Consider the following 799-nt stretch of genomic DNA (forward strand, 5'->3'; position numbering starts at 1 on the left):
CGGCGGCGAGGCCATCTTCGTCGCCGACAAGGTCGAGGAGGGAGGCAACGCCACGCCTTGGCCCCAGGACGCCATGCAGTCGGCTGCGGACCGCAAGGCGGCGGAGCTTCTCGCCACCGAGCGCTCAGTGACGCGCACGGACGAGTTCAGGAGCGTGTATAAGCCCGTCGAGCCGTGCATGGCGGTGGCGATGAACTACAGGACCGGCGGGGTGGTCGGCAAGCTGGCAATCCAGAAGCAGACGCTGACGCTCGACGCCGGCTGCGTCATAAAGCACACGGCGAGGAGGTACGAGCGATGAGCGATTCGGCGGTCGAGATCAAGGGTGCGGCGGCGCGGCTGGCTGCGGCGATTCCGTCGGGCGGCAAGCGGCTGACGATGGAGTTCGGCACGGTCGTCGGCGTCCATGGCACGGCGCTGGACGTGATGCTTCGCGGTGCGGTCGTGACGGTCCCGATGGTGCGATCCTGCACGGGGTGCGTCATCACCGACCGCGCCGTGATTCTGTCGCAGGGCCCGCTGGCCGTGTGCGTCGGCACGATGGCGGCGGTGTAGACCGGCGTTACGGGGGCCCGAACCTGCAATGTGGCGGGGAATGGGCCCCACCACACTGCAGAACGGAAGGGAGGCCGGATGGAGGTGCTAAAGCTGTTCGCGCCGTATGGCCCGAGCTGGCTTGGCGGCGCTGCGCTGGTGCTCATCGCCTTCTATTTTGGGCGGCAATTTCTGGACGAATACAAGGTCCAGAACGAGCGCAAGGCGAACATCGACCTCAAGCGCGAGGAGCGCAAGCAGGCCG

2 protein-coding genes are annotated in these 799 nt (G+C 67.2%); both read left to right on the forward strand.

Going from position 1 to position 799, the window contains the following annotated elements; all coding sequences use genetic code 11:
• The coding region (locus ACT84W_RS05530; protein WP_444328490.1) for a hypothetical protein at positions 1-301 on the forward strand (301 nt) is incomplete at its 5' end.
• Positions 298-555 (forward strand): hypothetical protein, encoded by a 258-nt coding sequence (locus ACT84W_RS05535; protein WP_444328491.1) that lies wholly within the window; start codon positions 298-300, stop codon positions 553-555. The genes ACT84W_RS05530 and ACT84W_RS05535, both read left to right, overlap by 4 nt.
• Positions 556-799 lie beyond the last annotated feature (244 nt).

The sequence above is a fragment of the Paratractidigestivibacter sp. genome (assembly GCF_052362415.1).
GTDB lineage: Bacteria > Actinomycetota > Coriobacteriia > Coriobacteriales > Atopobiaceae > Paratractidigestivibacter.